The 7653-nt window shown below is 35.0% G+C and carries 6 protein-coding genes; 4 read left to right on the top strand and 2 right to left on the bottom strand.

The annotated features are described in order from the left end of the window. Positions 1–51 precede the first annotated feature (51 nt). On the bottom strand, positions 52–801 hold the full coding sequence (locus tag Q0E86_RS10895; RefSeq protein ID WP_295757122.1) for an RNA methyltransferase: 750 nt from the start codon (positions 799–801) through the stop codon (positions 52–54). A gap of 302 nt (positions 802–1103) precedes the next feature. Here Q0E86_RS10895 and pheS point away from each other — a divergent pair, with 302 nt between their 5' ends. The 4 genes from pheS to Q0E86_RS10875 all read left to right on the top strand — a co-directional run bounded on the left by pheS (position 1104) and on the right by Q0E86_RS10875 (position 6844). Next, a complete protein-coding gene (gene pheS / locus Q0E86_RS10890; RefSeq protein WP_117571509.1) occupies positions 1104–2138 on the top strand; it encodes a phenylalanine--tRNA ligase subunit alpha in 1035 nt (344 codons plus the stop codon). 12 nt (positions 2139–2150) lie between these two features. Then, positions 2151–4538, top strand: a complete 2388-nt coding sequence (pheT, locus tag Q0E86_RS10885; protein WP_295757120.1) for a phenylalanine--tRNA ligase subunit beta — start codon at positions 2151–2153, stop codon at positions 4536–4538. Between the two features lie 94 nt (positions 4539–4632). Next, entirely contained in the window at positions 4633–6114 is a 1482-nt protein-coding gene (gene glpK, locus Q0E86_RS10880) for a glycerol kinase GlpK (RefSeq protein WP_295757117.1), read from the top strand. A 16-nt stretch (positions 6115–6130) separates the two neighbouring features. Next, positions 6131–6844 (top strand): AAC(3) family N-acetyltransferase, encoded by a 714-nt coding sequence (locus Q0E86_RS10875; protein WP_295757116.1) that lies wholly within the window; start codon positions 6131–6133, stop codon positions 6842–6844. Here the strand turns inward: Q0E86_RS10875 and Q0E86_RS10870 are convergent. Next, positions 6828–7274, bottom strand: a complete 447-nt coding sequence (locus Q0E86_RS10870) for a GAF domain-containing protein (protein WP_295757115.1) — start codon at positions 7272–7274, stop codon at positions 6828–6830. The two genes, Q0E86_RS10875 and Q0E86_RS10870, sit on opposite strands and share 17 nt — an antisense overlap. Between the last annotated feature and the right edge of the window lie 379 nt (positions 7275–7653).

Here is a 7653-nt window from a genome sequence, read left to right as displayed (position 1 = left end):
TACAAGCTATAAAACAAAAAGAGAGGAGCTGAACTCCATAAGCGATAAAATTCACTTACTCGTTACAGCCCCTTTTGCGTATTTAAATGTATACATACAAATGGATGTGGCAATGGCCACGTTTAAACTTTCAAAAGTTTCCATTTCAATTTTGACAATGAGATCACTTAAATCAATTAATTCTTTACGAACACCTTGACCTTCATTGCCGACAAGAATCGCATATTTTTTACTAGGCTTAATATCTTGAAGATCTTTGTGATTGTCATGTAGGGCTGTGGCGTAAACTTTAATGTTTCTTTTTTGAAGTTGTTTAATTTCTTCAACTAAATCCGTTTGAGTCACAGGAATATAGAAAAGTGCACCTTGACTGGATTGAATCGTTTTTGGGTTGTAAATATCGGCACAGCCTTTTGACATATAAATGCAGTCGATGCCAAAAGAGTGGGCGGTTCTTAAAATCGTTCCTACATTGCCTGGATCTTGTACATTATCTAGTAATAGAATGTTTTCTTCTTTTTCTAGTTTTAAGTTTAGTTTTTTACATACACCAATCATCTTTGAATTTGAATTCTGATTTGACAATTTATTTAAGACTTGTTGCGTAACTGTTTCATAGTTAAAATCTACTGGACATTCAATTCCTTCAAGGATAAATAATTCTTGTAGAGCATTTGCGTTGAATGCTTCTTTAACCATATGTTCGCCTTCAACTAGAAATAGATTTGTCTTATCTCTCTCTTTTTTTTGGATGAGTTTAGCATATTCTTTTATTTTCTTATTGTTTATTGATTGAATCATAAAAAAATATTACCATACTTCGGCTTGAAAAAAAACATGGACTTCGATATAATTTGAACTGTTAAAGCAATGAGAAGACATAGTAGCTATTTAGCGCTTAGAAAAGAGAGTAAACCAATTGGTGAAAGGTTTATATGAGTAGGGATAGTGAATTCACCTTTGAGTAAGAGTTAAAACCTCTTCCGTTTCATACGGTTATCATGGTCAATTAAGTGTGTCTATCAAGACGAAGCAAGATGGTAACGCGGCAAAAAGTCGTTCTTGCGTCGTCTTTTTTTGTTTTTAGGGAAAGGAAGAACAACATGAAAACAATCGAAGAGCTTTTGCAGGAAGCTACACAAAAAATTCAAGATGTTAAAGATTCATCTTCATTGAACGATTTACGTGTCTTGTATCTAGGAAAAAAAGGACCTGTTCAAGAGTTGATGAAGGGTATGAAGGATTTGTCAAAAGAAGAAAAACCCATCTTTGGACAAAAGGTCAACCAGTTGAAACAAGATCTTTCTAAGATGATTGAAGAAAAGAAAGAACAATTGGCGGCTTTAGAAATGCAGAAAAAAATTGAATCTGAAAAGATCGATATTACTTTGCCAGGTCGTAAACCAGAATTAGGAAATGCGCACCCATTAAATTTGGTGCGTCAAGAACTTGAAGATCTATTCATTGGTTTAGGTTACCAAGTTATTGAAGGTGACGATATTGTCGATGATGAATATTGTTTCGAAAGAGCGAATATTCCTAAGGATCACCCAGCACGTGATATGCAGGATTCTTTATATATTGATCCAAATCGTTTGTTGAGAACACATACGACTGCCATTCAGATGGTTGTATTAGAAGAAAGTGCACCAAATTTACCAATTAAAGTTGTATGTCCAGGTAAGGTATACCGTAGAGATGATGATGATGCGACACACTCTCACCAGTTCATGCAGATGGAAGGTTTAGTTATTGGTGAAAAAGTAACATTAGCGGATTTAAAAGGAACTTTGGAATTTATGGCTAAAAAATTATTTGGTCAAGACCGTCAGATTCGTTTTAGACCAAGTTATTTCCCATTTACAGAACCAAGTGTAGAAGTGGATGTTTCGTGTCACATTTGTAACGGAAAAGGATGCCCTACATGTAAAGGTACTGGATGGATCGAGATTCTAGGTGCTGGTGAAGTGCATCCAAACGTATTAAAAATGGCTGGTTATGATCCAGAAAAATGTAGTGGTTTTGCGTTCGGTGTAGGTATTGAGCGTGTTGCGATGTTGAAATATGGTATTGATGATATTCGTCATTTCTATACAAATGATAAACGATTCAATTCTACATTCAAACGTTATGAGTAGGAGGATTTAAATATGCGTATTTCAAGAAAATGGTTTAATCAATTTATGGATGTACAAGATCTTTCTATTGAAGAAATGGCAAAACGTATTACAGATGCTGGTTTTGAAGTAGAAGGTATTGAACATTTATCGCAAGGAACAAATTTAGTGATTGGTCACGTTGAGACTTGTACAGAACATCCAGATAGTGATCATTTACACTGTACAACTGTCAATGTTGGAAATGAAGTTGTCAATATTGTTTGTGGTGCACCAAACGTGGCTGCAGGACAAAATGTAATCGTCGCATTACCAGGTGCTGTTTTACCTGGTGGAGAAATCAAGAATGGAGTTATTCGTGGTGTTGAAAGTAATGGTATGATTTGTTCATTACTAGAACTTGGAGTAGATCCAGCTAGTTTAAATGAAGATCAAAAGAATGGTATTGAAGTATTACCAGCTGATGCACCAGTAGGAAATACAGATCCACTTGGCTATTTAGGTCTAGATGATGAAGTGTTAGATATTGGATTAACACCAAATCGTAATGATTGTCTAGCTGCATTTAATATGGCAAAAGAAGCGGGTGCCATCTTAAATCGTGAAGTTAAACTTCCTGAATATGATGGGGCAAGTGATGTTGGTGGTGCTACAAATCTACATGTTGAAAGTACAACTGAAAAATGTCCACTATTCTATGGAAAAGTGATTAATCATTTAACAATCAAAGAAAGTCCAAAATGGATGAAAGAATTATTGGCAGCGAGTGGTGTAAAATCAATCAATAATGTTGTTGATATTTCAAATATTGTTATGTTAGAAACAGGTCAGCCAATGCACTTCTATGATGCAAAATCATTGCCAGTACAAAGTATTGTTGTAGCGGATGGATTTGATGAGGAATATACAGCTTTAGATGGTGTAACTTATAAATTACAACCAGAAGATATTGTCATCACAAACCAAGGAAAACCAATCGGTATTGCCGGCATCATGGGTGGAGATGATTCTAAAATTTTAGATACGACAGATTCAATGATTATTGAATGTGCTATTTTTGATCATGTATCGATTCGTAATACAGCTCGTCGATTAAATTTATCAACAGATGCGAGTGTTCGCTACCAAAAAGGGATTGAACCATTGGCTAGTAAGAAAGCCTTGGACCGTGCCGTTCAATTATTGATTGAATATGCGGATGCGACAGATATTGAAGAAACGGTTCAATATGGACAAGTTCCTTATGAGCCAAAATCAATTTCTTGTACTTTAGAAGCAATCAACAATCGTTTGGGTACAGACTTCAACTTAGATGAAGTTGTGGATGTATTTACACGTTTAGACTTTAAACCAGAAGTTGAAGGTACAACTATCACATGTCACATTCCAAGTTCAAGAACCGATATGGAAGGAATGGCCGATTTAAGTGAAGAAGTTATTCGTATGTTAGGCTATGATCGTTTACCTAGTACACTTCCAGTAATGCCTATGACAGAAGGTAAATTAACTTATAAACAACAATTGACTCGTCAGGCACGTCAATTCTTATGTAGCCAAGGTTTACAAGATTGTTTAACATATACTTTGATCAGTACTGAAAAGAAAGATAATGCGATTTTCAATAAGGATGAAGCCATTGAACTAGCAAGTCCTATGAGCGAAGAACGTCGTTATATTCGTACAAGCATTTTACCAAGTTTATTAGATGTAGTTTCTTATAACCGTGCGCGTAATATCAAAGACGTCAATGTCTTTGAATTGAGTGATGTAGCTGGTGTAAGTGGGACAAAAATGCATTTAGCAATCGCTATGAGTGGAAACTTGCAACAAACTCGTTGGACAAGTGATGTAACACCAAGTGATTTCTATACATTAAAAGGTTTGATTGAAGCCTTCTTAGATCAGATTGGTATTGCCGCTCAAAGAATTTCTTTTGTCGAAAATGATTTGGATACAACACACTTCCATCCTTATCGCAGTGCTAAGATCATGTTAGGAAAAGATTGTGTTGGACTTTTAGGTGATATTCATCCTCAATATGGTAAGAATATTGTGATGGCTGAACTAGACTTTGATGCGTTGATTGATGTGAAGAAATCAAAAATTAAATTTAGTCCAGTATCAAAATATCCAAGTGTATCTCGTGACTTAGCATTCGTTCTAGATCGTGCAATGCCAGTACAAAAGGTAGTGGATATAATTAATAAACAAGGTCGTTTCAATAAAGAAATGATTATTCGTGATGTAGAAGTATTTGATGTGTATGAAGGTGAACACGTAAGTAAAGATGAAAAATCAGTAGCGTTATCGATCACATTCCAGTCGGATTCTCATACATTAAAAGATGAAGAAATCAACCAAGTGTTTGAAGCAATCTTAGAACATATTCAAAAAGACTGTAACGCAACACTTCGTAGCTAAGAGATGTTTTTTGACATCTCTTTTCTTTTGTCTAACAAATCTTGTAAAGGGCTTACAAAAAGATTAAAATTAGACATATAAGGAGATTTTTTCTATGCAAAAATATATTTTAGCAATTGACCACGGAACAACAAGTACGCGTGCCGTATTATTTGATAAAACGGCAAACGTGGTAGAAATTGCCCAAAAAGAAACGACAATATCCTACCCACATCCAGGTTGGGTAGAACAAGATGCCAATGAGATTTGGCTAGCATGTTTAGCTGTAATGAGCGAGGTGATTTTAAAAAGTAAGATCAGTCCTGAACAAGTGGCTGCCATTGGAATTAGTAATCAGCGTGAAACCAGTGTTTTATGGGATGCTTCAACAGGACTTCCTGTAAGTCCGGCTATTGTTTGGCAGTCTAAACAGACAAAGCGTATTTGCGATGATTGGAAAGAGAAAGGTTATGAAGAGGTTGTAAAGGCGAAAACAGGTCTTCGTATCGATCCTTATTTTTCAGCAAGTAAGATTCGTTTTATTTTCGATCAGAATCCGAATGTGTATGAAAAGGCAAAAAAAGGGGAAGTTTTATTTGGTACGATGGATAGTTGGATCGTATGGAAGTTATCGGGATCTTTAACTCATATTACCGATGTATCGAATGCGAGTCGTACACTACTTTTTAATATTCATACTTTGTCTTGGGATGATGAATTGCTTGAAATGTTTGATATTCCAAAATGTATTTTACCTGAAGTAAAACCTACATCCTATGCATATTGTAAGACGGCTTCTTATCATTTCTTTGGTCAAGAAGTGCCGATTTGTTCAGTCGTTGGAGATCAACAGGCTGCTTTGTTTGGTCAAGGTTGCTTTAATGCGGGTGGTATCAAGAATACATATGGTACAGGTGGATTCATGTTGATGAATACGGGAGATAAAATTGTTGAATCGAATAATGGTTTATTATCGACTGTGGCATGGCAAATTGGTGATAAGGTAGATTATGCCCTTGAAGGAAGTATTTTTGTCTCTGGTAGTTTAATGAAGTGGCTTCGTGATCAGATGCAGTTATTTGAAAATACAAAAGATACACAAGCTATGGCAGAAAGTGTAGAGAATACCAATGGAGTCTATATTGTACCGGCTTTTGTAGGGCTTGGAGCACCATATTGGGATGATGCGTGTCAGGCTAGTATTTTAGGCTTAACTTTTGGCGCCAATAAAAATCATATTGTACGTGCAGCTTTAGAATCTATGGCGTATCAATCAAAGGATGTATTAGAGGCTATGAGACAGGATAGTCAAATTGATATTACTTCTATGAAAGTGGATGGTGGGGCTGCTGCGAATAATTTCTTGTTGCAGTTTCAAAGTGACTTACTTCAAATGCCAGTGCAACGCTTTAAGACAAATGAATTAACGGCTTTAGGTGCTGCTTATCTTGCCGGGCTTTCTTGTGGGTATTGGACGCAGGATGAGCTTGGTGTAGAACTTTCTAGAGAGTTTGTTCCTGAAAAGAGTAAAGAAGATATGGAAGGCTTGTATTCGAACTGGAAAAAGGCTGTAAAAACTTGCCAGAGTTACAAATAAAAGTTAGAATATTGGCATGGAAATTTATACAAAAGAAGATTTTAAACAAATTTTTATAGATTTAGGCATTCAAAAGGGAAGCAAGGTTTTATTAGAGGCAGATCTGAATCGTTATAGTGGCTTGGTTGGAAATTGTCAAATGTTGATTGAAACACTACAAGAATTGATCGGAGATACGGGCTTATTATGCATGCCTTGTTTCTCTTATTCTTGTTTGGATCCTGCTTGTCTTGATAATTATTTTCCATATGAAAAGTGGAAAGAGGTTCGTGAGAATCTACCTGGTTTTCATGTGATATATACACCAAGTGAAATATATAAGGATTGTACAAATTTATTTTTACGTTATAAAGATGTTTACAGGTCAAATCATCCTGTATATAGTTTTGCGTATTGGGGTAATTTTGAAGAAAATATTTTAAAGGTGGATGTCAATGATGCGTTAAGTTTTCATGGTAGTTTATCTTTTTTAAATGAAAAAAATGCCTGTAACCTTCTTGTTGGTGTATCACCAGAAAAGAGTTTAATGGTTCAGGCACTTTCAAATGAGTATCAATTGGGAAAGACGATTGTACAAAGGGCTTTTCTTCGTTCGAAAAGACAATTGACAAAGTCTTTTATTGTTCAAGTTGTAGATGACGAAATATCTAGAGATTTATTAGATGGTTTAGATGTTCTACAAAGTGAATCGAGTTTAGAAGATGTTTATGTACTTAGAAAAGGGGAATAAAGAATTCACAGATCTTTTCTAAGATAGCTTGATCTTCAATTGAGAAATTGTTGAATTCAAAAGAATCGATATCTAAGATGGCAACGAGTTTGTCATCTTTTTTTATCGGAATACAGATTTCCGAATTAGAAGCACAATCACATGCGATATGACCAGCAAATTTATGTACATCTTCGATTCTTTGCGTTTCTTGTGTTTTAGCACAAGTACCTACAACGCCTTTTCCATAAGGTATGCGTGTACAGGCAACTTTTCCTTGAAATGGTCCTAGAGTACATTCTTGTTTGTTTTCATCGCAAATATAAAAGCCTAGCCAATTGATGTTTTCCATTTCATGAAATAAAAGGGCAATCAAATTGGATATATTTGCGATATTTGGTAGTGTTTCATCCACTAAATACTTGCATTGTTCTATTAAAATTTTATTCATTTTTATCACCCAACTTATTTTACCAAAAAAACAATGAAATTAGTGACTTTTGTCATTGAAAAAAAGCTTTTTTTTAAGTACTATAGAAGTGTAAATAAAGCTTTTTTAAAGGCTTGGGGAATTTGGGATTGATACTAATACTTCTGAGGGAATAACAGACAGTAAAATTGATAGCGCGAGTCATTTTTAGTGTCAAAAACAAATTTTGACGGAGAGAAGATTCTAGTAGGTTTGACGGAGCTGAATGAATCTTCTTTTCTTTTTTTAATTTTTTTAAAAAAAGGGGTTTACAAGTTGGAAATGATTTGGTAATATAGATGAGCACTGCTGAGGTGCACATGATCTTTGAAAACTGAACAGGAAATAAAATACAAACTAA

This window comes from uncultured Holdemanella sp. (assembly GCF_934754935.1).
In the GTDB taxonomy this organism is placed as follows: Bacteria; Bacillota_I; Bacilli_A; order Erysipelotrichales; family Erysipelotrichaceae; genus Holdemanella.
This window is presented reverse-complemented; position numbering and strand designations above follow the sequence as displayed.

What these genes read in the sequence shown, in the direction of transcription:
- Q0E86_RS10895 (WP_295757122.1), bottom strand. Translation starts at nt 801, where the DNA reads ATGATTCAATCAATAAACAATAAGAAAATAAAAGAATATGCTAAACTC.
- pheS (WP_117571509.1), top strand. Translation starts at nt 1,104, where the DNA reads ATGAAAACAATCGAAGAGCTTTTGCAGGAAGCTACACAAAAAATTCAA.
- pheT (WP_295757120.1), top strand. Translation starts at nt 2,151, where the DNA reads ATGCGTATTTCAAGAAAATGGTTTAATCAATTTATGGATGTACAAGAT.
- glpK (WP_295757117.1), top strand. Translation starts at nt 4,633, where the DNA reads ATGCAAAAATATATTTTAGCAATTGACCACGGAACAACAAGTACGCGT.
- Q0E86_RS10875 (WP_295757116.1), top strand. Translation starts at nt 6,131, where the DNA reads ATGGAAATTTATACAAAAGAAGATTTTAAACAAATTTTTATAGATTTA.
- Q0E86_RS10870 (WP_295757115.1), bottom strand. Translation starts at nt 7,274, where the DNA reads ATGAATAAAATTTTAATAGAACAATGCAAGTATTTAGTGGATGAAACA.